At 73.7% G+C, this 20,370-nt stretch carries 21 protein-coding genes; 8 read left to right on the top strand and 13 right to left on the bottom strand.

Annotation, left to right across the window (positions count from 1 at the left end; all coding sequences use genetic code 11):
• Positions 1–69: 69 nt before the first annotated feature.
• The 3 genes from ACIRD3_RS08365 to ACIRD3_RS08355 form a co-directional block, all read right to left on the bottom strand.
• A complete protein-coding gene (locus ACIRD3_RS08365) occupies positions 70–1,074 on the bottom strand; it encodes a glycosyltransferase family 2 protein (RefSeq protein ID WP_402213207.1) in 1,005 nt (334 codons plus the stop codon).
• Between the two features lie 287 nt (positions 1,075–1,361).
• Positions 1,362–2,039: a transglycosylase SLT domain-containing protein gene (locus tag ACIRD3_RS08360; RefSeq protein WP_402213205.1), complete on the bottom strand. Its 678-nt coding sequence runs from the start codon at positions 2,037–2,039 to the stop codon at positions 1,362–1,364.
• A 534-nt stretch (positions 2,040–2,573) separates the two neighbouring features.
• Positions 2,574–3,425, bottom strand: coding sequence for an EI24 domain-containing protein (locus tag ACIRD3_RS08355; RefSeq protein ID WP_402213203.1), 852 nt, complete (start codon positions 3,423–3,425; stop codon positions 2,574–2,576).
• Between the two features lie 142 nt (positions 3,426–3,567).
• Between ACIRD3_RS08355 and ACIRD3_RS08350 the strand changes: the two genes are divergently transcribed.
• Entirely contained in the window at positions 3,568–4,356 is a 789-nt protein-coding gene (locus ACIRD3_RS08350) for a S1 family peptidase (RefSeq protein ID WP_402213201.1), read from the top strand.
• 147 nt (positions 4,357–4,503) lie between these two features.
• Here the strand turns inward: ACIRD3_RS08350 and ACIRD3_RS08345 are convergent, their stop codons facing one another.
• The 3 genes from ACIRD3_RS08345 to ACIRD3_RS08335 form a co-directional block, all read right to left on the bottom strand.
• On the bottom strand, positions 4,504–5,700 hold the full coding sequence (locus ACIRD3_RS08345; protein ID WP_402213199.1) for a helix-turn-helix domain-containing protein: 1,197 nt from the start codon (positions 5,698–5,700) through the stop codon (positions 4,504–4,506).
• Positions 5,701–5,945: 245 nt separating this feature from the next.
• Complete coding sequence (locus ACIRD3_RS08340; protein WP_402213197.1) at positions 5,946–7,385, bottom strand: amino acid permease; 1,440 nt, start codon at positions 7,383–7,385, stop codon at positions 5,946–5,948.
• 233 nt (positions 7,386–7,618) lie between these two features.
• Positions 7,619–7,849: a hypothetical protein gene (locus tag ACIRD3_RS08335; protein WP_402213195.1), complete on the bottom strand. Its 231-nt coding sequence runs from the start codon at positions 7,847–7,849 to the stop codon at positions 7,619–7,621.
• 147 nt (positions 7,850–7,996) lie between these two features.
• Here ACIRD3_RS08335 and ACIRD3_RS08330 point away from each other — a divergent pair, with 147 nt between their 5' ends.
• Entirely contained in the window at positions 7,997–9,010 is a 1,014-nt protein-coding gene (locus ACIRD3_RS08330; RefSeq protein WP_402213194.1) for a Ku protein, read from the top strand.
• Between the two features lie 49 nt (positions 9,011–9,059).
• Positions 9,060–9,341: a hypothetical protein gene (locus tag ACIRD3_RS08325; protein ID WP_402213192.1), complete on the top strand. Its 282-nt coding sequence runs from the start codon at positions 9,060–9,062 to the stop codon at positions 9,339–9,341.
• Positions 9,342–9,374: 33 nt separating this feature from the next.
• Here the strand turns inward: ACIRD3_RS08325 and ACIRD3_RS08320 are convergent, their stop codons facing one another.
• On the bottom strand, positions 9,375–10,763 hold the full coding sequence (locus tag ACIRD3_RS08320) for an NADP-dependent succinic semialdehyde dehydrogenase (RefSeq protein ID WP_402213190.1): 1,389 nt from the start codon (positions 10,761–10,763) through the stop codon (positions 9,375–9,377).
• 121 nt (positions 10,764–10,884) lie between these two features.
• Complete coding sequence (locus ACIRD3_RS08315) at positions 10,885–11,166, bottom strand: DUF6158 family protein (RefSeq protein WP_402213188.1); 282 nt, start codon at positions 11,164–11,166, stop codon at positions 10,885–10,887.
• A 162-nt stretch (positions 11,167–11,328) separates the two neighbouring features.
• Here ACIRD3_RS08315 and ACIRD3_RS08310 point away from each other — a divergent pair, with 162 nt between their 5' ends.
• From ACIRD3_RS08310 to ACIRD3_RS08295, 4 genes are all read left to right on the top strand, one after another.
• Positions 11,329–11,931, top strand: a complete 603-nt coding sequence (locus ACIRD3_RS08310) for an ArsR/SmtB family transcription factor (protein WP_402213186.1) — start codon at positions 11,329–11,331, stop codon at positions 11,929–11,931.
• Positions 11,928–13,268, top strand: coding sequence for an MFS transporter (locus ACIRD3_RS08305; protein ID WP_402213184.1), 1,341 nt, complete (start codon positions 11,928–11,930; stop codon positions 13,266–13,268). The genes ACIRD3_RS08310 and ACIRD3_RS08305 overlap by 4 nt, the downstream gene beginning before the upstream one ends.
• A 69-nt stretch (positions 13,269–13,337) precedes the next feature.
• Complete coding sequence (locus tag ACIRD3_RS08300) at positions 13,338–14,321, top strand: adenosine deaminase (protein WP_402213183.1); 984 nt, start codon at positions 13,338–13,340, stop codon at positions 14,319–14,321.
• Between the two features lie 109 nt (positions 14,322–14,430).
• The gene (locus ACIRD3_RS08295) at positions 14,431–15,513 is read left to right on the top strand and encodes a hypothetical protein (RefSeq protein ID WP_402213181.1); all 1,083 of its coding nucleotides are present in this window, start codon (positions 14,431–14,433) and stop codon (positions 15,511–15,513) included.
• Here ACIRD3_RS08295 and ACIRD3_RS08290 read toward each other — a convergent pair.
• The 5 genes from ACIRD3_RS08290 to ACIRD3_RS08270 all read right to left on the bottom strand — a co-directional run bounded on the left by ACIRD3_RS08290 (position 15,485) and on the right by ACIRD3_RS08270 (position 19,106).
• The gene (locus ACIRD3_RS08290) at positions 15,485–16,081 is read right to left on the bottom strand and encodes a dihydrofolate reductase family protein (RefSeq protein ID WP_402213179.1); all 597 of its coding nucleotides are present in this window, start codon (positions 16,079–16,081) and stop codon (positions 15,485–15,487) included. The two genes, ACIRD3_RS08295 and ACIRD3_RS08290, sit on opposite strands and share 29 nt — an antisense overlap.
• Positions 16,082–16,156: 75 nt before the next feature.
• The gene (locus ACIRD3_RS08285; RefSeq protein ID WP_402213177.1) at positions 16,157–16,840 is read right to left on the bottom strand and encodes a vitamin K epoxide reductase family protein; all 684 of its coding nucleotides are present in this window, start codon (positions 16,838–16,840) and stop codon (positions 16,157–16,159) included.
• On the bottom strand, positions 16,837–17,631 hold the full coding sequence (locus ACIRD3_RS08280) for a DsbA family protein (RefSeq protein WP_402213175.1): 795 nt from the start codon (positions 17,629–17,631) through the stop codon (positions 16,837–16,839). Before ACIRD3_RS08280 ends, ACIRD3_RS08285 begins: the two co-directional genes overlap by 4 nt.
• Before the next feature lie 191 nt (positions 17,632–17,822).
• On the bottom strand, positions 17,823–18,488 hold the full coding sequence (locus ACIRD3_RS08275) for a hypothetical protein (RefSeq protein WP_402213173.1): 666 nt from the start codon (positions 18,486–18,488) through the stop codon (positions 17,823–17,825).
• 150 nt (positions 18,489–18,638) lie between these two features.
• Positions 18,639–19,106, bottom strand: a complete 468-nt coding sequence (locus tag ACIRD3_RS08270) for an SRPBCC family protein (RefSeq protein WP_402213172.1) — start codon at positions 19,104–19,106, stop codon at positions 18,639–18,641.
• A 386-nt stretch (positions 19,107–19,492) separates the two neighbouring features.
• Between ACIRD3_RS08270 and ACIRD3_RS08265 the strand changes: the two genes are divergently transcribed.
• Positions 19,493–20,356: an Fpg/Nei family DNA glycosylase gene (locus ACIRD3_RS08265; RefSeq protein WP_402213170.1), complete on the top strand. Its 864-nt coding sequence runs from the start codon at positions 19,493–19,495 to the stop codon at positions 20,354–20,356.
• Positions 20,357–20,370 lie beyond the last annotated feature (14 nt).

The raw sequence follows: 20,370 nt of genomic DNA, 5'->3' as shown, positions 1-20,370 counted from the left end.
GCGGCGACACGGCTCCGCCGATGATCGCAGCCGGGGCGCCGTCCGGGCGCCGGGCACGCGGGGAGCCGGTCACTTGCGCCCGGTGAGCGTGCCCTTCGCGATGTGGGACAGCTTGGCGACCTCGAACGCCGGGTAGGCGCCGCCGGCGAGCAGCGAGAACTTGATCCCCTCGCGGCCGCCCGGCCGGCGGTGGCCGGGCGGCTGGAAACGGCGGTGGTGCTCGGCGGCGCGGTGGAAGAACTGCGGGCGCTCGGCGCGGGCGACGCAGCCGGCCAGGTCGAAGACGAACAGGTAGTGCCGGATCATCCGGACGAACAGGGCGTCCCGCACCGCGTAGAGGTGCGGCTGCTCCTCCAGCAGGGCGAAGCTGCGCTCGTACTGCTCGAAGAGGTCGAAGACGCTGCTGCCCGGACCACCCGACGGGTGGACGGTCTCCCGGCGGCGCAGCTGGACGCACTCGCGCGCCAGCACGGCGGCCTTGCGCGCGCCGAGCAGGGCGGCGTGCACCACCGGGACCTCCTCGTAGCGGCCGTCGGGGAAGGCGAGCCCCAGCTCCTCCCAGTGGCCGCGGCGGATCAGCCGGTCCCAGACCAGCGGCGGCGCGCCGAACAGCGCGGGCCGGTCGAAGGGCGCGAACACCTCGGGGCCGGCCTCGGCGAGGAGCGCCTCGGCCCCGCCCGGCCAGTCCCGGTCCTTGTGCCGGCGGGAGTGGCCGAACAGCAGGACGTCCACCGGGCCGGTCTGCTTGAGCCGGTCGGCGAGGGTCTGCAGCGCGTCCCTGGGCAGCAGGTGGTCGGCGTCGAGGAACAGCAGGTACTCGCCGGTCGCCCGCGCCGCCCCCGCGTTCCGGCTCACCCCGACCCCGACCGCCGCGTTCAGGTGCAGCACGCTCACCTGCGGGTGGCGTGCCGCGTACGCGTCGGCGAGCCCGCCCGCGGTCTCGGGGGAGCGGTCGGCGACCACGATCACCTCGACGTCGGCCAGGGACTGCGCGAGCAGCGAGTCCAGGCAGGAGGCGAGTTGTTCGTGCCGGTCGTAGGCGGGGAGCACGACGCTGATCAGGGGTGAGGGCATGACGCCGGAGCGTAAGAGGGTCCGCGAACGGTGGCAAAGCCCTGACGGCCCGTAATTCCTGCCAATTGGCGGCAAATCGTACGACCGTGCGCCATATCTTCACGCGGCCTTCCGGACGCGTCCACGACAGACGTGAACCGGCCGCGCCGCCCCCGCGTACCGGCCGGTACGGCGCGGGATCGGAACCGGGACCGGAACGCGCGGGGCCCGCGACGCGTGCGCTGCGCCGCGGGCCCGGGGGTGCCGAGGGGCGGGTCGGCCCGGTGGGGCGGCCCAGGGGGGTCGGCCTAGTACCAGTGGTGCGCCTGCCAGAACGACCAGGCGGCGCAGGGGCTGCCGTACCGGGTGTTCATGTAGTTCAGGCCCCACTTGATCTGGGTGGCCGGGTTGGTGCGCCAGTCGGCGCCGGCGGAGGCCATCTTGGAGCCCGGCAGGGCCTGCACCAGGCCGTAGGCGCCGGAGGAGGCGTTGACGGCCAGCGGGTTCCAGCTGCTCTCGCGGAACACGATGTTGCTGAAGCACTGCAGCTGGCCGGCCGGGACGATCTGCGCGGCGATCTGCTGCGGGGTACCGGAGTAGGTGGTCGCGGCGAGGTTCTGGCGCTCCTGGGAGCGCGAGGCGGCCGCCTCGGCGTCGGCCTTGGCCTTGGCGTCCGCCTGGGCCTTCGCCTCGGCCTCGGCCTGCGCCTGGGCGGCGGCCTGGGCGGCGGCGTCCGCCTCGGCCTTGGCCTGGGCGGCCTGGGCCTCCTGGGCGGCCTGCTGGGCGGCGGCGGCAGCGGCAGCGGTGTCGGCCTGGGCCTGGTCGGCGACCGGCTTGCCGTCCACCGAGACGGCGGCCGCGGGGGCGGCGGCCTCGACGGTGTTCCCGGCCTGCGGGATGGCGAGGGCGGCGGTGGCGGCGCTCGCGACCACGAGGGTGGCGACGCCGGTGATCAGGGAGTTGCGGCGGGCATGGCTGAGCTGCATGAAGCGGCGTTCCTTCTCCGTCGGGGGCCGCGCCGGTCTGCCGGGCACGGGGCATCGCGCGGGCTCCGGGTGAGCGAGGCCCGCGCGGCCGTCCGGGACGGCCGAGGCGCCCCGGCGGAAGCGGCGGGGCGGGCGGGCTGCGCGGCGGATCCGGGTCGGACGGGCCGCGCTGCCTGGCGACGGACCATTCTTGGCAGGGCCCGCGACGGGTCGCAAAGCCGCGTGCTACGACGCGGAGTAGTGGCCGTGGCGAGGTCACGCCGAGGTCGAGTGGTGGATTTGATGTGTTTTGTCCGGATCGCTCTTCCGGGGGTCACGCGCCGGTGACATCGGAGGAACGCAAGGGCGACACTCGCGGTGGCCAGCGTTCTTCAGGTCGGACGCCGCCAGGGTCGGCGCCGGGGTCGCCGGGTGCCGGAGCCGGACCGGAGCCCGCAGGGCGCCGGTCCACTATCGGGGGTCGTAGACGCCGATCCCCCTGTGGGCGGCCTCACACGTCTGCCGGTGCGAGGTCGGCGCAGGGTGACCGGAGGGTCACGCGCCGGGAGGCGTGTACCGGTTTCCGGGGGTGGACTTCGCCGCCGGCGGAACCCGGTGCGCGTCGTGCTCCGCCTCCTGCGCGGCGTCCTCCGTCGAGCCCTCCCCCGACGGGGTCGGGACGAGGTCGCGGGCCAGCAGGGTGGCGCCGGCGACGGCCCCTGGCATGGCGAGCACCGTCACCAGCGGCACCAGGAAGGCCAGCACCAGCGGCGTTCCGAAGCCCAGCGCCAGCCCGAGCCGGGCGCGCAGCAGCCGGATCCGCTCGGGCTGCGGCACCCGGCGGCGCTGCAGGGCGACGGCCGTCAGCTCGACGGTCAGGAAGAAGCCGGACACCAGGAAGCCCAGCGCCGGGACCACCGTCTGACCGACCACCGGGATGAACCCGCCGGCGAACAGCAGCACGCCGAACCCGGCCACCCGCACCAGTACGGCGAGGCTGTCGCGCACCGCGATCAGCAGTTCGCGCCAGAGCGGGGTGTCGGGCGGGGTGGGCGCGCCGCCCTCGGTCTCGTCCACCGTGGCGCTGAGCGCCTCGTAGAAGGGCTGTCCGACCAGCAGGGTGACGGCGGTGAAGGTGAGCAGGGAGAACAGCAGGCCGCCGCCGAAGACGATCGCCGCGAGCGCGTCGCGCAGCAGGCTCCGCCAGGGCGAGCCCCAGTGGTCGGCGAACGGGGTGGCCCAGGCCGCGAGGTCCACGGACCAGGCGCCGAGGAAGGCGAGCGCGACGACGTAGCCGACCAGGGCGATCAGCGCGGGCAGCATTCCGAAGCCCCACCGGCGGCCGTGCCGGCCGACCCACTTCTGGCCCTCGATCAGGTACTTCATCCCCGCCACAAGATCCCGCATGGGCGATCACCCTAGGGCTTCCGGGCCCGGAACCCCACATTGCCGTGTTCCTGCCAGATTGGATCGGCAAGGCCGAGGCCCTCCTGCCGCGCCGCCCCTCGGGCCACTCTCGGTGTTCCCCCACCTGTCAAGGAGGAGCCCGATGAAGCGTCAACTCGGCAGAGTCGTAGGCCTGCTGGCCGCCCTGGTGCTCGGCGGCAGCGCGCTGGTGCTGCCCGCCGCCGCCTCGCCCGCGCCGTCCCCCACCGTGGTCGGCGGCACCCGGGCGGCGCAGGGCGAGTTCCCGTTCATGGTGCGGCTCTCGATGGGCTGCGGCGGCGCGCTCTACACCTCGCAGATCGTGCTCACCGCCGCCCACTGCGTCGACGGCACCGGCGCCGACAGCGGCATCACCGCCACCGTCGGCGCGGTCGACCTGCGCAGCGGCAGCGCGGTCAAGGTCCGCTCCACCTACGTCTACCAGTCGCCGGCCTTCACCGGCGCGGAGAACGGCGACGACTGGGCGCTGATCAAGCTGGCCTCGCCGGTCAGCGGCGGCCAGGTCAGCACCCTGCCGATCGCCACCTCCAGCGCCTACGACAAGGGCACCTTCACCATCATGGGCTGGGGTGCCGCGCGTGAGGGCGGCGCCCAGCAGCGGTACCTGCTCAAGGCCACCGTGCCCTTCGTCGACGACGCGACCTGCTCCAGCGCCTACCCGGGCCTGAACACGGCCGGCTCGCTGTGCGCGGGCTACGTCGACCAGGGCGGCGTCGACACCTGCCAGGGCGACTCCGGCGGCCCGATGGTCAACCGGGACGCGGCGGGCCGCTGGGTCCAGGTCGGCATCGTCAGCTGGGGCAACGGCTGCGCCCGCGCCGGTTACCCGGGCGTCTACACCCAGGTGAGCACCTACGCGGCGGACATCGCCGCGGCGGCGGCCGGCCTCTGAGCGGCCGACCCGACCCGGCGGGGCCGGTCACCACACCCGCAGGTGGTGGCCGGTCCCGCCGCGTTGAACCGGGAGCCGAACCGCGAGCCCGACCGGGGGCCGGACCGCGGCCGTGGCGCCCGGGCCGGGTCCGCCCCGCCCGGGCCTTCACCCGCGCAGCCACTCCTCGGCCCGGCGCCGCTCGTGGGCGATGCGGCCGGTGGGGTTCGGGGGCAGGCGGGCGAGCAGGGCGGCGGCGGCGTCGGGCCGGCCGGCGAGGGCGTGGGCGCCGGCGAGGCGCGCGGTGACCAGGGCGTGGTCGCGCGGGTGGGCGGCCGGATCGAGCAGCGGCAGGGCGGCCTCCAGCCGGGCCGTCGCGGTGCGGGCGTGGGCGGTGCGGGCGCGGGTGGTGCGGTCGGCGCGGACGGCGAGGTCCCGTCGGCAGGTGCCGTGGGCGACGGTCAGGACCAGCTCGGCGCGCGCCGTCCAGGGAGTCGGATCGCCGGCGCGCAGCGCGGCGTCGGCGAGCCTCCGGGCCTCGGCCAGCGCCCGGCGCACCTGGGGCGCCTCGCCGGCCAGCGCGTGGGCGTGGGCCCGGGCGACGGCGGCCCAGGCGCGCAGCCCCGGCAGGGCGGGGGCGGTGGTGCGGGCGGCTTCGGCCAGGGCCAGTGCGGCGGACGGGTCGCCGCACCACCACTGCAGGGTGCTCTGCCGGGTGAGCAGGGCGGCCGCGGTGGCCTGGTCCCCGGTGGCGCGGGCCCACTCCAGTCCGGTGGCGTACCAGCCGAGCGCGCGGGTGCGGCGGTCGCCCTCGAAGTGGGCCCAGCCGGCGAGTTCGGCGTACTGGGCGGCGAGCGAGCGGACGGCGGCGAGGCGCTCGGGCGGGGCGGTGTGCTGCCGGCCGCCCAGGGTGCGGGCGTGGTGCTCCAGGACGGCGGCCAGTTCCTCGCCGCCGATCCGCCCGGCGGCGGCGCGGTAGACGGCGAGCAGGTGGGCGAGCACCTCGACGGTGGCGGCGTCCGGTGGGGCGGTGTCGGCGGTGAGCGGCGGCCGGGTGGCGGCGGCGAGTTCGCCGAGGCGTTCGCGTTCCTGCCGGACGGTCTGCCAGAGGTCCGCCAACTCACCGCCGGCGAGCAGGAGTTCCTCGGCCCGGGCGGGCATTCCCGGTGGTGGCCAGCGGCGGGCGTTCTCCACCCGGCTGATCAGGGAGTTGTGGTAGCCGAGCAGGCGGCCGAGCTCCGCCTGACTGAGGCCGCGGGCCTCGCGCCAGTGGCGCAGCCGGCGGCCGAAGCGCAGCCGGGCGGACTCGGGTTCCGCGCGGTGCGGGGCAGGCGGAGGTGACGTGGGGGCGGGTCGGGGCGGCACGGGGTCTCCCGGTGGGGGTGGGGGAGCGCTCGTGGGGGAGCGCCATGCCCAGGTATCCCCCTTGACGTGCCTTGGTCAAACTGTTCCGGAGGGTCGCACCGGGCCCGGGCGGCCGGGCGGGGTCCACGATCCCGGGCCGCCCCTGAAACGGAAACCGATTCCAGGCCGCCCCGGAAACGGAAACCGGGCCCGGGAGCCTCCGCAACGGCTCCCGGGCCCGGCGTTCCCGCACGGGGCGGGCGGGTTCAGGACCCCGCCGCCACCGCGGCCCGCCGCCGGCGGCCCACCACGGCCGAGGCCGCGAGCACGATCGCCGCGGCGACCAGCGACAGGTACATCTGCTTGCGCCCGTCCTCGTCGGTGAACATGTACGCCATGACGAACCCGATCATGCCCATCGCGGTCCAGGTCAGGTACGGGTACAGCCACATCTTGACGGTGTGCCGCTCCGGCATCTCCCGCTCGATGATCTTGCGCATCCGCAGCTGGGTGGCGCAGATCACCAGCCAGACGAAGAGCGCGACCGCACCGGAGGAGTTGAGCAGGAAGGCGAACACGGTGTCCGGCGAGGTGTAGTTGAAGAACACCGCGACGAAGCCGAAGACCACCGAGGACAGGATGGCGACCCGCGGCACGCCGCGCTCGGTCACCTTCGCGAAGGCCTTCGGGGCGTCGCCGCGCTGGCCGAGCGAGAAGGCCATCCGGGAGGCCGTGTACATCCCGGAGTTGAGGCAGGAGAGGACGGCCGTCAGCACGATCACGTCCATCACCTGGCCGGCGCCCGGGATGCCGATGTGGTCCAGCACCGCCACGTACGGGCTGGCCTTGACCTCGGCCGAGTCCCAGGGCAGCAGGGTGACCACGAGCAGGATCGAGCCCAGGTAGAAGATGCCGATGCGCCAGATCACGCTGTTGGTGGCCTTGGTGACCGCCTTCTGCGGGTCCTCCGACTCGCCGGCGGCCAGGGTGACGATCTCGCTGCCCATGAAGGCGAAGACCACGGTCAGCATGCCGGTGAACACCGCGCCCACCCCGTGCGGCAGGAAGCCGCCGTGGCCGGTCAGGTTGGTGGCGCCGACGGCGTGGGTGCCGGGCAGCAGGCCGAAGGCGGCCAGCGTGCCGATCACCAGGAAGGCGGCGATCGCGACGACCTTGATCCCGGCGAACCAGAACTCGAACTCGCCGTACGAGGCGACCGAGAAGAGGTTGGTGGAGGTCAGCACCGCCATCACGATGAGCGCCCAGCCCCACTGGGGCACGCCGGGCACCCACTGGTTGAGGATCTTCGCGCCGGCCGTCGCCTCGACCGCGAGCACCACGACCCAGAAGAACCAGTACAGCCAGCCGATGGTGAATCCGGCCCAGCGGCCCAGCGCGCGGTCCGCGTACGCCGAGAAGGAGCCGCTCTGCGGGTCGGCCGCGGCCATCTCGCCGAGCATCCGCATCACCAGCACGACCAGCGCGCCGGCCAGTGCGTAGGAGAGCAGGATGCCGGGGCCGGTCGACGCGATGCCCGCGCCCGAGCCGACGAACAGGCCGGCGCCGATCACGCCGCCGATGGCGATCATCGACAGGTGGCGGTTCTTGAGCCCGGCCTTCAGGTGGCCGTCGCCGCCGTGTCCGTGCGGCCCCGCCTGGTCGGGGGCCGTGGCGGTCGCCGCCGGCTTGGTGGTGTTCGCACTCATCTAGGGGTGCCCTGTGCCTTTCCCGCGCGGCGACCCTCGGCTCGTTCGTGCCACAGGGTGGGGGGACAGACCCGCGCATTGCGGTGCAACCTAACTTCTACGCCCGAGTATCGGAACAATGCTTTGATAACTGTTCGCTCACCGGACGCAAAAGACCAGGTCAGGGTGGGTATGGAGGGGGTCCGGAAAGCTCAGATCTGACCCATCGTCAGGTCGGGCGAGGCCGGTCGAGGTCAGATCTCCCTCAAATCCAGCACCACGACCTCGGGCGGACGGGCCGAGCGGCGGCCCCCGGGCCGCGCGGCGAGCCGGGCGGCGAGGATCCGCGGGATGTCGTCCTCCCGCGAGTACCCGGGCACCACGGTGACCTCGTCCCGGCGCACCTCGCCGGACACGGCGTAGGTCACCCGGTACGTCGTACGGTCCGGTGGCGGCGCGGGGCCGGGCCGGCCTGTCGCGGTCATCCGCATCGACCTCCTCGGCCCATTGTCGGCGCGGTGTGGCCGATCAGGGCAAACCCGGGCACAGTGGAAACCTCGGGGCATGCGCCGGAGCACCGCCCGAGCGTGCTCGGCGCCCGCCGGTTCCCGGCGCCGGACAGGAGCGACCCCATGCAGACCACCTGGAAGGGGACGATCAGCTTCGGGCTGGTCAGCATCCCCGTCCACCTGTACTCCGCGACCCAGGAGCACGACGTCCCGCTGCACCAGGTGCACGCCAAGGACGGCGGCCGGGTGCGGATGAAGCGGTACTGCGAGCGTGAGGAGAAGGAGGTCCCGTACGCGGAGATCGCCAAGGGCTACGAGTCCCCCGACGGGCGGACCGTCACGCTCAGCGACGAGGACCTGGCCGACCTGCCCCTGCCCAGCAAGAAGGTCATCGACGTGCTGGCCTTCGTCGACGAGGGCGAGATCGACCCGCTGATGTTCTCCAAGGCCTACTACGTGGGCGTGGCCGACAAGGCCGCCGCCAAGCCGTACGCGCTGCTGCGGGACGCGCTCACCGAGTCCGGGCAGATCGCCGTCACCAAGATCGCGCTGCGCACCCGGGAGTCGCCCGCGGTGCTGCGGGTGCACGACAACACGCTGGTGCTGCAGACCTGCATCTGGCCCGACGAGGTGCGTCCGGTGGCCGGGATCGCGCCCGAGGAGGACGTCACCGTCCGGCCGCAGGAGCTCAAGATGGCGCGGTCGCTGATGGACACCCTCTCCGAGGACTTCGACCTGTCCCAGCTGCACGACGACTACCAGCAGGCGCTGCAGCAGGTGATCACCGCGCGGCTGGAGGGCGTCGAGATCCCGCACGAGGAGGAGGCCGGCGAGGCGCCGGACAACGTGATCGACCTGATGGAGGCGCTGCGCAGCAGCCTCAAGCAGGCCAAGGGCGGGCACGGGCCGGCCGGCGGGTCCGGAGCGGGAGCGGGTGCGGAGCCGGCCGAGGAGAAGCCCGCTCCGCGCAAGCGCGCCCCCGCGAAGAAGAGCGCGCCGGCCGCCGGGAAGACCACCACGAAGGCCACGACGGCCACCGGAGCCACCACGGCGAAGAAGACCGCCGCGACGAAGAAGACCGCGGCGGCCAAGAAGACCACGAGTCGGAAGACCGCCGCTCCGCGCAAGGCCTCCTGACCCCTCGGGCCAGGCTCTCCCTCCCGTCCAGCATTGGAGGCAATCCACGATGGACCTGCTGACCTACAAGGAACTCGAAGCCGGCCCCGACGCCCCGAAGGACCAGGGCTTCGCGCAACGCGGGTGGCACTGGCTGCTCTCCCTCAGCCCGACCGTGGTCACGTTCATGATCGCCTTCTCGGTCGGCCTCGGCATGGTCGCCACCCAGGTGAGCCTGCTGCCGGTGCTGGTGCCGATGGCGATCTTCTGGGGTCTGACGGTCGTCGCCATGATCGGCGTGCTCGCCCGCTGGATGACGCCCGGCCCGGGCAGGCACCGGATGGCAGCCTGACCCGGCCGGGGGTGAGCGGGGGTCCGGGAGGCCTCAGCCGATCCACACCGTGGTGACGTTGCAGAACTCCCGGATCCCGTGCCCGGACAGCTCCCGGCCGAAGCCGGAGCGCTTGACGCCGCCGAACGGCAGCGCCGGGTGGGAGGCCGTCATCCCGTTGAAGAACACCCCGCCGGCCTGGATGTCGCGGACGAAGCGCTCCTGCTCGGCCGCGTCCGTGGTCCAGACGTTGGAGCTGAGGCCGAACGGGGTGTCGTTGGCGACCGCGACCGCCTCGTCCAGGTCGGCCACCCGGTAGACGGTGGCGACCGGGCCGAAGGTCTCCTCCAGGTGGATCCGCATCGCCGGGGTGATGCCGGTCAGTACCGTCGGCTCGTAGAACCAGCCGGTGTCCCAGCCCTCCGGCCGTCCGCCGCCGCACTCCACCCGGGCGCCGTGGGCCCGGGCGTCCTCGACCAGCTCCTCCAGGTCGTCCCGGCCCTGGCGGCTGGCCAGCGGGCCGACGTCGGTGGACTCGTCCATCGGGTCGCCGACCTTCAGCGCCCGCATCGCCTCGGTGAAGGCGGCGGTGAAGCGGTCGTAGACGTCGGTGTGCACGATGAAGCGCTTGGCGGCGATGCAGGACTGGCCGTTGTTCTGCACCCGGGCCCGGACGGCGGTGGCCACCGCGGCGTCCACGTCGGCGCTCGGCAGGACGACGAACGGGTCGCTGCCGCCCAGCTCCAGCACGGCCTTCTTGACCTCGTCCGCCGCGGTGGCGGCGACGGCGCGCCCGGCCGGCTCGCTCCCGGTGAGGGTGACCGCGGCGACCCGGCGGTCCCGGATCACTCCCTCGACCGCACCCGAGCCGATCAGCAGGGTCTGGAAGCAGCCCTCCGGGAACCCGGCCCGGCGGAACAGCTCCTCGATCGCCACCGCCGTGCGCGGCACGTTGGACGCGTGCTTGAGCAGGCCGACGTTGCCCGCCATCAGGGCCGGCGCGGCGAACCGGATCACCTGCCAGAACGGGAAGTTCCACGGCATCACGGCCAGCACCGGGCCGATCGGGCGGTAGCGGACATAGGCGCGGGCGGCGCCCGAGTCGCTGACGTCGGCCGGGGCCGGCTGCTCGTCGGCGAGCAGCGCCTCGGCGTTCTCGGCGTACCAGCGCATCGCCTTCGCGCACTTCGCGGCCTCGGCCCGGGCCGCGGCGAGCGGCTTGCCCATCTCCAGGGTCATGGTGCGGGCGACCGCCTCCAGGTCCTCCTCCAGCAGGTCGGCGGCGCGCAGCAGCAGCCCGGCGCGGGCCGGGAACGGGGTGTGGCGGTAGCTCTGGTACGCGGCCTCGGCGCGGGCCAGCCGCTGTTCGATCCCGGCCGCGTCGAGCGGTTCGAAGGTCTCCAGGGTCTCGCCGGTCGCGGGGTTGACGCTGGCGATGGGCATGCGGGGCTCCCGAGGGGGGTCTGGGTCCGGTGCGTCTGCCCTCACACCCTCCCCGACGGCCGGGCTCCGGGCACGCCACGGCGCGCCCGGCGTGTCCCGCCGGGCAGCCCTTCCCGGTCCGTCACTCCGGCAGCGACTCCACCCGGGCCGCCGCCTCCCGGGCGCGGGCGCCGGCCCTGGTCCGTCCGGCGGTCACCTGCCGGTTGGGGAAGCGGTGCAGGTACTCGGCCTCCAGCTGTCCGGTGCGCAGCGTGTGCCGCTTCAGCGCCTCCTCCGAGCCGTACAGGAAGGTCTCGTGGCGCGTGCGGTGCAGCTGCTCCAGCTCGTGCAGGAGCGTGTCGTTGCCCAGAGCGTGCGGGGAGATGCCCTCGGGCCGGATGTGCGTGGCGTCGGCGTGCCGCATCTCGGTACCTCCTCGACGGAAGCCCCCTCCTACGGGGTGCCCGGTGGCCGTCGGCGGTACACCCGTTCGACCGGAGCGTCGGGCGCCGGTCGCCGCCGCCCTCGTACAAGGCGACTTGTAAAAGGTGTGTCGTACAAGAGCTCTTGTCGATACTCTCCGGGTATGACCGACACGACCGACACGACGGACGAACCGCGCGGCGCCCGGGAGATCTCCGACTCCCGGGTGCTCGCCGCCCTCACCCATCCGCTGCGCCGCCGCCTGCTCGACGTCCTCAAGGTGGACGGCCCGGCCACGGTCGGGAAGCTGGCCGAACGCACCGAGCAGGCGGTCGGCAACGTCAGCCACCACCTGAAGGTGCTCGCCGAGAGCGGGCTGATCGAGGAGGCGCCGGAACTCGCCCGGAACCGGCGCGAGCGCTGGTGGCGGCTCGCCGACCGGGAACTCAGCTGGACCAGGGCCGACTTCGACGGCGATCCGGTCACCGAGGCGGTCGCCGACGCGGCCGGCTCGATCCTCCTGGAGCGCCAGGTCGAACTGGTCCGCGAATGGGCGGTGCGGCGCGGCGGTTACCCGCCCGACTGGCGGGACGGCTGCTCGGTGGCCACCCAGACCTGGCTGCGGCTCACCCCGCAGGAGGCCCGGGAGCTGGCCGCCGACCTGCACGCGGTGATCCAGCGCTGGGCCCACCGCCCGGTGCCCGAGGACGGGCGGGAGCGGGAGACCGTGCTGGCCTTCGCCCACAGCGTCCCGGCCAAGCCGTGAGCGCCGTCGCCACCCCCGCCCCGCCCGGCTCCCCCGAAGTCCGCTCCCGCTGGGGGTTGTTCGCCGAACGCGACTTCCGGCTGCTCTGGGTGGGCGAGACCGTCAGCCAGCTGGGCAACAACATCACCTCCGTCGCACTGCCGCTGGTCGCGGTGCTGGTGCTGGACGCCGGGCCGCTCGCGGCGGGCGTGCTGACCGCCGCCGTCTGGCTGCCCTGGCTGGTGCTCGGCCTGCCCGCCGGGGTCTGGGTCGGCCGGGTGCCCCGGCGGGCCGTGATGATCGCCTGCAACCTGGGTTCCGCCGCGCTGTTCGCGAGCGTCCCGGTGGCCGGCTGGTTCGGGGTGCTCACCCTGGCGCAGCTGCTGGTGGTCGCCCTGCTCGCCGGAGTCTCCTCGGTGTTCTTCGAGGCGGCCTTCGAGGCCTACCTGCCCGAGCTGGTGGCGCCCGAGCACCTGATCGAGGGCAACGCGAAGCTGCAGGGCAGCGCCTCGGCCGCCGCCGTCGCCGGACGCGGCCTGGCCGGGCTGACCGTCCAGCTGCTCGGGGCGACGGCTGGGCTGCTCGCCGACGCCGTCAGCTTCCTGGTCGCGACCGTGACCCTGCTGCGGATCCGGACCGGGCCCCGCCCGGTCGCGGCCGAAGCCGCACCGGACGGGCTGCTGCGGCAGGCCCGGGAGGGCCTCGCCTTCCTGCTGCGCGACCCCTACCTGCGCTCCTTCACGCTGTACGGCGCCACCGCCAACTTCGCGCTCACCGGCTACCAGTCGATCACCGCGCTGTTCCTGATCCGGTCGGCCGGGATCGCCCCGGGCTGGGTCGGCGGGCTCGCCTCGGCCGGCGCGGTCGGCGGGGTGTTCGGCGCCCTGGCCGTCCGGCCGCTGTGCCGGCGCCTCGGCACCGCCCGGGCGGTGCGGATCGTGCTGCTCGCGCTGTCGCCCTTCGGCATGCTGATGGCCCTGGCCGGGCCCGGCCCCGGCACGGTGCTCTACCTGGTCGGGGCACTCCTGGTGGTCGCGGGGGTGGTGTTCTGCAACGTCGTGCTCAACAGCTTCCGGCAGTCCTACCTGCCGCCCGAGCTGCTCAGCCGGGTGGCCGCCACCTCGATGTGTGCCAACCACGCCACCATCCCGCTGGGCGCCCTGACCGGCGGCGCCCTGGGCGCGGCGATCGGGCTGCGCGCCACCATGGGGGTGATGACCGGCCTGCTGGCGCTGTGCGCGGTGCTGCCGCTGCTGTCGCCGCTGCGCACCGTCCGGGACCTGCCGACACGGGAGCTGCCGACACGGGAGCTGCCGACAGGGGAGGGCGCCGTGCGGGCGGCGGAACCGCGTCCTTGATCCACGGGATCGTAGGATGAATCCTTCCGTACCTTCGGGTTCCCCCACCACGACTCGGACAGATCGCTGATGCCGCTTCCCAAGGCCGAACTCCACCTGCACATCGAAGGCACCCTGGAGCCCGAACTCGCCTTCGAGCTCGCCGACCGCAACGGGGTGCGGCTGCCCTACGCCGACACCGAGGAGCTGCGGAAGGCCTACTCCTTCAGCGACCTGCAGTCCTTCCTGGACCTCTACTACGCGCTGATGGCCGTGCTGCGCACCGAGGACGACTTCGAGGACCTCGCCGACGCCTACCTGGCGCGGGCCGCCGAACAGGGCGTGCGGCACGCGGAGATCTTCTTCGACCCGCAGGCCCACACCGCGCGCGGCGTGCCGCTGGGCACGGTGGTCGACGGGCTGAGCCGGGCGCTGTCGCGCAGCGAGGAGCGGTACGGGATCAGCACCCAGCTGATCATGTGCTTCCTGCGGGACGAGTCCGCCGAGTCCGCGCTGGAGACCTTCGAGGCCGCCCGACCGTACTTCGACCTGATCGCGGGCATCGGCCTGGACTCGGCGGAGGTCGGCAACCCGTCGGCGAAGTTCCGCGAGGTGTACCGCCGGGCCGCCGAGGCCGGGCTGCGGCGCGTCGCCCACGCGGGCGAGGAGGGCCCGGCCTCGTACATCACCGAGGCGCTGGACGTCCTCGGCGTCGAGCGGATCGACCACGGGCTGCGCTGCCTGGAGGACGGCGAACTGGTCGCCCGCCTGGTCCGCGAGCAGATCCCGCTGACCCTCTGCCCGCTCTCCAACGTCCGGCTGCGCTGCATCGACACGATCGCCGACCACCCGCTGCGCGAGATGCTGGAGGCCGGCCTGCTGGTCACCGTCAACTCCGACGACCCGGCCTACTTCGGCGGCTACGTCGAGGACAACTTCCGCGCCGTCCGCGAGGCCCTCGGCCTGGACCAGGAGACCCTGCGGCGGCTGGCGGCCAACTCCTTCCGCGCCTCCTTCATCGACGAGCGACGGCGTGCCGAACTCCTGGCGGAGGTCGAGGAGTTCGTCTTCTGACCGGCGGCGGGCGCCTGGCCGGCGGCGGGCCGACGGGGCTCGCGGCGGGCGGACGGGTGGATCGGGGAAAGCACCCACCCGGGCGGGCCTGGCTGGCTAGCCTGTCCGGGTGACCACCCCGCCGCCGGAGCCCCCGGCCCAACTGGGTCTGCTCGACCTCTCGGTCGACCTCTCCGTCCCGCAGGTGTACTCCGGCACGGACTTCACGGTCTACCTGCACATCAAGAACCCGTTCTCGGTGCCGGTGTGGATCGACAAGGTGGACATGAGCCTGCCGACCCAGCTGTTCTGGCGGAAACCCGAGCAGCCCGAGCCACCGGCGGCACCGGTCCTCCCCGAGGCCGAGGCCGCACGGCTGATGGCGGCCGTCACGGAGCGGGAGGCCGGGATCCGGCGGTTGACGGAGGAGGCGGCCGAGATCCCGGAGGAGCGCGTCGAGGAGACGTGGGGGATCAACGAGGAGATCGACCGTCTGCGGGAGGCGAACGCCAGGGACCAGGCCCGGCTGGACGGCGCCGACGACCGGCTCGACGTGCACGTCTCCGGCGGGTCGACGTTCAACCTGCACGGACGGGCCGGTCGGACCAACGTCCATGTGAGCGGGGGGTCGACCGTCACCGTGTTGGCCGACGGTCCGGCCGAGCGGGAGCGCGTGCCACTGATCGGGTCGCTGCCCCGGGGGGTCGCGCTGGAGCCGGGGTCGACCGACGTCTGGACCATCCGCCTCGGCACCCCGCGCAACCCGTTCTTCGTCCCCGCGAGCTACCGTCTGCAGCTCAACGTGGTGTACGCGCTCGCGCCGGAGCAGATCGGCGGTCCGCTCCCCGGGACGCCGGGGGCCGAGCGCCGACGGGTCTTCGCCAACACCACCGCGCTGACCGTCCCGCTCAAGGCGGCGCTGTGGAACGTGATGACCGGCGGGGTGGCGGGCGGTCTGGTCGGCAGTCTCGGCCGGTCGCTCCAGGAGGCGCAGAGCCTCAGCGCGCTCGCCCACCAGCCGCTGGGGACCACGCTCGGCTCGCTGGTGCTGGCGGTCATCCTGAGCGGGGCGGCGATCGTCTTCGCCGCGCGCAAGTCGGAGGCGCCGTCGTTCGTCACCGTCGAGGACTTCTGGGGCGGTGTGCTGGTGGGCTTCCTGATCGGCTACTCGGGCACCGCGGCCTTCACCGAGCTGACGGGGCTGCGGGCGTAGCCCCGCGGTCCCGGACGTAGTGGAGCAGGGTGACGCCGTTGGTGAAGCGGTGGGTCTCGGTGAGGGTGAGCGGGAGGGGGTGGTCGGCCGGGCGGAAGAAGAGGGTGCCGCGGCCGAGGACGACGGGGTGGACGTAGAGGCGGAACTCGTCGATCAGGTCCTGGGCGAGGAAGGACTCGGCCAGGTTCGCGCCGCTGAGGGAGAGGTCGCCGCCGGGGCCGGCGGTGAGGGCCGCGACCGACTCGGGGGTGACCTCGCGGACGATCGTGGTGTTCCAGTCGGCGTGGTCGAGGGTGCGGGAGAAGACGACCTTCGGCATCGCGCGCCAGATGCCCGCGAACTCGATCATCGGGGCGTCGGCCTCCGGGTCCTGGTCGGCGGTCGGCCAGACCGAGGCCATCAGTTCGTGCGTCACCCGACCGGAGATGAAACCACCCATCCGGGCGAGTTCACGGTTGAAGTGGGTGTGTACTTCGTCGTCGACGAGGTTCCAGGAGAGGTCGTGGTCCGGGCCCTCGAAGTAGCCGTCCACCGAGAGGGAGACGAAGAGGACGATCTTGCGTCGCATGACACCTCGACCGGGGAGGGCCCGCCGCCCGCCCGGGGGACGGGAGGGCGGTCGGGCGGGGTTGGTGGCGGGGGATCAGATCAGGGTGCTCCAGTAGTACCAGAACCGGTTGAGGATCAGCAGCGCGATCACCGCGTACCACAGCGCCGGGACGACCCAGTGGTAGCGGGCCGCCTCCCGGACCACCACCCGCAGCCGCGGGCCCACCGGGATCACGCCCGTGCGCAGGTTGTGCAGCGTGGTGTACCAGAACAGCGGGATCACCGCGGCCCACACCACCATGCAGTACGGGCAGAGCGCGCCGATCCGGTAGAGCGCCTGGTACATCAGCCAGGTCACGAAGCCGACACCGAAGACCGTCCCGGCCTGCAGGCCGAGCCAGAACCAGCGCCGGTACGCGGCACCGGCGAGCAGCCCGGCGCCGACCGCGACCACGACGCCGAAGGCGACCAGCCCGATCAGCGAGTTGGGGAAGCCGAAGGCCTCGGCCTGCTCGCTGCGCATGATCGAGCCGCAGCTGATGATCGGATTGATGTTGCAGGTGGGGACGTACGACGGGTCCTTCAGCAGCCGGATCTTGTCCAGGGTGAGGACCGCCGAGGCGACCAGGCCGACCGCGCCGCCGATCAGCAGCAGCCAGGCGAAGGGGCGGCTCGCGCCGTAGGCCGTCCGGGGGGTGGGGGTGGGGGTGATGGGGGTGGTCGCCGTGGTCGCCGTGGTTGCCGTGGGGGCGTCGTCGGTGGGGGAGGCGGCCGTCATCCGGTCACCTGCTTGACCAGGGCGGTGAACTGCTCCGGAGTGGCGGCCTTGCCGTTGGTGAGGACGTCCAGCTTCTTGCCGTCCAGCTTGACGGTGGGGGTGCCGGTGACGTCGCTCTTGTCGAACTCCTCGTTGACCTTGGCCGCCCACGGCGCGTAGGTGCCGTCCTGGACGGCCTTCACGAAGGCGTCCGTCTTCAGCCCGGGCACCTGGCCGGCCAGGTCGAGGAGGTGGTTGACGTCGCCGAAGGCATCGCTGCGCTCGTCCGGCTGGTTGGCGTAGAGCACGTCGTGGAACTGCTTGAACTTGTCCACGCCCTCGTTCAGCGCGGCGCCGGCCGCGGCCAGCGCGGTGCGGGAGCCCTTGCCGCCGAGGTTCTTGTCCAGGAACGTCGCCAGGTGGTACTCGATCTTGTACGTGCCGGCGTCGGCGAGCTGCTGGATCGTCGTGCCGGTGGTGGTCTCCAGCTGCTCGCAGAACGGGCAGCGGAAGTCCTCGTAGACCTGCAGGGTGTGCGGGGCGTCGGCCTTGCCGTAGGTGATCACGGTGCCGCCGTCGCCGGTGGCGTTGGCCGGGACGACCAGCGGGCCGTTCGCGGTGGCGTCCGAGCCGGAGCCGGAGGAGCCGCCGACGGCGAAGGCCACGCCCGCCGCGAGGGCGAGCACCGCGGCCGAGGCGGCGCCGACCACCACCCGGCGGCGGATCCGGTCGGAGCGCTCGGCCTGGGCGCGGGCGGCGCGCATGCGGTCGGTGGCGGAGGTCTTCTGGGCGGTCTTGCGGGTGTTGCTCATGGGGTGTCGTCCTGTGCTCTCGGGCGGGGCGCGGCCGGGTTCGGGCCTGCGGGGGCGCGGGCCGGGTTCGGTCCTGCGCGGGCGTGGGCCGGGTTGGGTCCTGCGCGGGCGCGGGCGCGGGCGCGGGCCGGTCAGGGCCTGGGGAAGGGGAGAGTGAGACGGCCGGGTGGGCGGGCGTGGGTGACGCGGGCTCAGGCGGCCGGGACGAACGCCGGCGGACCGCGCCGGACGGCCGGGCGGACGACGACGTCCTCGGCGGGCACCAGCGCGCGGCTGGCCGGGGGGAACGGCACCCGGGCCACCGGGCGGGCCGGGACGGGCGCGGACAGCAGCAGCAGCCAGCGGGCCGCGGCCGGGAGGTGCCGGTGCAGGAACTCGCCGAGCATCCGGACGGTCCGGGCGAGGCCGGCCAGTGCGGCGTCGGCGCGGCGCAGCCAGTACGCACCGGCCAGGGCGATCAGCGTGTGCAGCAGCAGGAGCAGCATGACGCCGGTCCGCTCGGAGACGCCGTGCCCGAGCAGGAAGCCGCCCAGCGAACCGCCGCCGCACAGCAGCGGCTCCAGGCCGCGAGCGGCGCCGGCGCCGGGCGGGAGGGAGGGGCAGGTGGTCTGGGCGAGATCGAACAGCGCGCCGGCGCCCAGCTGCAGCGGCAGGAACACCGCGGCGATCGCCGGGTAGCCGCGTTCGCGGCCGGCGAGTGCGAAGGCCACCGCGAAGACCGCGAGTGCGGCCAGGGCCATCGGGCCGAGCGGCAGCGTGCGGCCGGTGACCAGCACCTGGCCGAGCCCGGCGAGCAGCACGACCAGCGCGGCGAAGACCGCCGCGCGGAGCGTCCTGGTGACCGGGCCGATGTCCATGGCATTCGAGTCTGCCACAGGTTGAAAGGGGAACGGTCGGGTTGGCGGGGGGCTGTGAAGAGCCTCACCAACCCTGCTGAGCTGGGCTTATGTGCTTCTTATGGGGCCGGGTTACGGGTTCGGGTCATGGATTCGGGTCATGGATTCGGGTTATGGGCCCGAGTCCGAGGGCTGGTGGTCGGCGGGGGGCATCCGGGCCTCGACCAGCTCCCGGAAGTGCTGCAGGTCCTCGCGGACCGTCCGCTCGATCGCCCCGGCCTGGGCGAAGCCGCGGGGGCCGCCGAACGCCTGGTGCACGGCCTCCGGGTCGTACTCCACCCGGATCTGCAGCCGGGTGTGCCGGGCGTCGAGCGGCAGCAGAGCGAAGGCGCCGCTGAGCCGGAGGGAGTCCAGCGTCCGCCAGGCCATCACCCGGCCCCGGCCGCGATCGGTGATCTCGGTGTCCACCGAGCGCTCGCCGCCGCCGACCGCCACGCCGAGGTGTGCGAGGTTCCGCCCGTGCGGGTGGGCGCTGCGGACGCCGTCGACGAACCGCGGGTAGTCGTGCACCCGGTGCAGTTGCTCCCAGGCGGCGAGGACGGGGGCGGCGATGTCGATCTGTTCCTCAAGGGTGCTCATGGGTGGGGCCTCCTCCGGACCCAGCCTGCGCTTTTGGGGGGAGGGAGGCAAAGGGGGGCCGCTGCGCGGGGGCTGTTGTGGTCGGGGGGCTCTCGGGAGGGTGGGTGCGGGGCGGTTCCGGGGGTGGCCGCTCCGAGGGGCTGGATGATTTTCAGACTGCCGGGTTTGTGGGGTGGGGGTTGAGACCGTTGGCAGTCTGAAAATCACCCGCAACGCCCCTCTCCGGGCCACCCCCTGCACCGCCCCTCCCGCAGCGCGTCCCTCTCGCTGGGGCGGGGGAGGGGGTGGAGGGGGTGGGTGGGAGGGAGGGGCGGGTGCGGGGGTGGGGTGGGAGGGTGCGGGTGGGGGCGGGTGCGGGTGGGGTGGGGGTGGGGGAGACTGGGCGCATGCCGGAGTTGCCTGAGGTCGAGGCGTTGAGTGGGTTCCTGTCCGAGCGGTTGACCGGGCGGGTGATCGCCCGGGTGCTGCCGGTGGCGATCAGTGCGTTGAAGACGTACGACCCGCCGGTGACGGCGTTGGAGGGGCGGACGGTCGGGGCGGTGGGTCGGCGGGGGAAGTTCCTGGACGTCGAGGCGGGTGGGCTGCACCTGGTGATCCATCTCGCCCGGGCGGGGTGGTTGCGGTGGAAGGACGAGTTGCCCGCCGAGCCGCCGCGGCCGAGTCCGAGGAATCCGTTGGCGCTGCGGGTGCGGCTGGAGGGCGGGGGTGGCTTCGACCTGACGGAGGCGGGGACGAAGAAGGGGCTGGCGGTGTACGTGGTGCACGATCCGGCGGAGGTGCCGGGGGTGGCGAGGTTGGGGCCGGATCCGTTGGACGAGGGGTTCTCGGTGGAGGCCTTCGCCGCGTTGGTGCGGGGGGAGCGGCGGCGGATCAAGGGTGTGCTGCGGGACCAGAGCGTGCTGGCGGGGGTCGGCAACGCCTACTCGGACGAGGTGCTGCACGCCGCCCGGATGTCGCCGTACAAGATCGCCTCGACGCTGACCGAGGGGGAGACGGCGCGGCTGTACGAGGCGCTCGGCAGCACGCTGCGGGACGCGGTGGAGCGCTCGCGCGGGTTGGCGGCGGGGGAGCTGAAGGCGGAGAAGAAGGTCGGGCTGCGCGTGCACGGCCGGACCGGGCAGCCGTGCCCGGTGTGCGGGGACACCGTGCGGGAGGTGTCGTTCGCCGACTCGTCGTTGCAGTACTGCCCGACCTGTCAGACCGGGGGCAAGCCGTTGGCGGACCGGCGGATGTCGCGGCTGCTGAAGTGAGGCGGGGCACGGGC

It is taken from the genome of Kitasatospora sp. NPDC093550 (genome assembly GCF_044764985.1).
Classification (GTDB): Bacteria; Actinomycetota; Actinomycetes; order Streptomycetales; family Streptomycetaceae; genus Kitasatospora.
Note: the sequence above shows the minus strand (reverse complement) of the source record. Positions and strands in the feature narration are given on the sequence as shown.

Coding starts and splice junctions, on each gene's coding strand:
- ACIRD3_RS08290 (WP_402213179.1), bottom strand. CDS start 16,081: ATGCGACGCAAGATCGTCCTCTTCGTCTCCCTCTCGGTGGACGGCTAC.
- ACIRD3_RS08325 (WP_402213192.1), top strand. CDS start 9,060: ATGGACCTGCTGACCTACAAGGAACTCGAAGCCGGCCCCGACGCCCCG.
- ACIRD3_RS08285 (WP_402213177.1), bottom strand. CDS start 16,840: ATGACGGCCGCCTCCCCCACCGACGACGCCCCCACGGCAACCACGGCG.
- ACIRD3_RS08275 (WP_402213173.1), bottom strand. CDS start 18,488: ATGGACATCGGCCCGGTCACCAGGACGCTCCGCGCGGCGGTCTTCGCC.
- ACIRD3_RS08280 (WP_402213175.1), bottom strand. CDS start 17,631: ATGAGCAACACCCGCAAGACCGCCCAGAAGACCTCCGCCACCGACCGC.
- ACIRD3_RS08300 (WP_402213183.1), top strand. CDS start 13,338: ATGCCGCTTCCCAAGGCCGAACTCCACCTGCACATCGAAGGCACCCTG.
- ACIRD3_RS08330 (WP_402213194.1), top strand. CDS start 7,997: ATGCAGACCACCTGGAAGGGGACGATCAGCTTCGGGCTGGTCAGCATC.
- ACIRD3_RS08270 (WP_402213172.1), bottom strand. CDS start 19,106: ATGAGCACCCTTGAGGAACAGATCGACATCGCCGCCCCCGTCCTCGCC.
- ACIRD3_RS08360 (WP_402213205.1), bottom strand. CDS start 2,039: ATGCAGCTCAGCCATGCCCGCCGCAACTCCCTGATCACCGGCGTCGCC.
- ACIRD3_RS08355 (WP_402213203.1), bottom strand. CDS start 3,425: ATGCGGGATCTTGTGGCGGGGATGAAGTACCTGATCGAGGGCCAGAAG.
- ACIRD3_RS08335 (WP_402213195.1), bottom strand. CDS start 7,849: ATGACCGCGACAGGCCGGCCCGGCCCCGCGCCGCCACCGGACCGTACG.
- ACIRD3_RS08320 (WP_402213190.1), bottom strand. CDS start 10,763: ATGCCCATCGCCAGCGTCAACCCCGCGACCGGCGAGACCCTGGAGACC.
- ACIRD3_RS08310 (WP_402213186.1), top strand. CDS start 11,329: ATGACCGACACGACCGACACGACGGACGAACCGCGCGGCGCCCGGGAG.
- ACIRD3_RS08365 (WP_402213207.1), bottom strand. CDS start 1,074: ATGCCCTCACCCCTGATCAGCGTCGTGCTCCCCGCCTACGACCGGCAC.
- ACIRD3_RS08315 (WP_402213188.1), bottom strand. CDS start 11,166: ATGCGGCACGCCGACGCCACGCACATCCGGCCCGAGGGCATCTCCCCG.
- ACIRD3_RS08350 (WP_402213201.1), top strand. CDS start 3,568: ATGAAGCGTCAACTCGGCAGAGTCGTAGGCCTGCTGGCCGCCCTGGTG.
- ACIRD3_RS08265 (WP_402213170.1), top strand. CDS start 19,493: ATGCCGGAGTTGCCTGAGGTCGAGGCGTTGAGTGGGTTCCTGTCCGAG.
- ACIRD3_RS08340 (WP_402213197.1), bottom strand. CDS start 7,385: ATGAGTGCGAACACCACCAAGCCGGCGGCGACCGCCACGGCCCCCGAC.